Source organism: Pseudomonas sp. HMSC067G02, assembly GCF_001813485.1.
In the GTDB taxonomy this organism is placed as follows: domain Bacteria; phylum Pseudomonadota; class Gammaproteobacteria; order Pseudomonadales; family Pseudomonadaceae; genus Pseudomonas; species Pseudomonas aeruginosa.
This window is the reverse complement of record NZ_KV812703.1, coordinates 30,480-31,420: the sequence shown is the minus strand read 5'-3', so window position 1 is coordinate 31,420 and position 941 is coordinate 30,480. Positions and strand designations below refer to the sequence as shown.

1 pseudogene is annotated in these 941 nt (G+C 70.0%); it reads left to right on the top strand.

Annotated elements, in window-relative coordinates:
* A pseudogene (locus tag HMPREF2914_RS22695) lies at positions 1-941 on the top strand (Ig-like domain-containing protein); the annotation flags it as partial.

Sequence of the window (941 nt, the reverse complement as noted above, 5' to 3'; positions counted from 1 at the left end):
CACGCCGGGCACGCCGCTGGCCAACGGCACGGTGATCGTCGCCACGGCCACCGACCCGACCGGCAATACCGGCCCGCAGGCCGCCACCACGGTGGACGCGGTGGCGCCGCCGGCGCCGGTGATCGATCCGAGCAACGGCACGACCATCAGCGGCACCGCGGAGGCCGGGGCCAAGGTGATCCTCACCGACGGCAACGGCAACCCGATCGGCGAAACCACCGCCGACGGCAGCGGCAACTGGACTTTCACGCCCGCCACGCCGCTGGCCAACGGCACGGTGGTCAACGCCGTGGCCCAGGACCCTGCGGGCAATACCGGCCCGCAGGGCAGCACTACCGTGGACGCGGTGGCGCCGAACACGCCTGTGGTCAATCCGAGCAACGGCAACCTGCTCAACGGTACCGCCGAGCCGGGCAGCACCGTGACCTTGACCGACGGCAACGGCAACCCGATCGGCCAGACCACCGCCGATGGCAGCGGCAACTGGAGCTTCACGCCCGGCTCGCAACTGCCCAACGGCACCGTGGTCAACGTGACCGCGAGCGACGCCGCCGGCAATACCAGCCTTCCCGCTACCACGACGGTGGATTCCTCGCTGCCGTCGATCCCGCAGGTGGATCCGAGCAACGGTTCGGTGATCAGCGGCACCGCGGACGCCGGCAACACCATCATCATCACCGATGGCAACGGCAACCCGATTGGCCAGGTCACCGCCGACGGCAGCGGCAACTGGTCCTTCACTCCAGGCATCCCGCTGCCGGATGGCACGGTGGTCAACGTGGTGGCGCGCAGCCCAAGCAATGTCGACAGTGCGCCGGCGGTGATCACGGTGGATGGCGTGGCCCCGGCGGCGCCGGTGATCGATCCGAGCAACGGCACCGAGATAAGCGGTACCGCGGAAGCTGGCGCGACGGTGATCCTCACCGATGGCGGCGGCAACC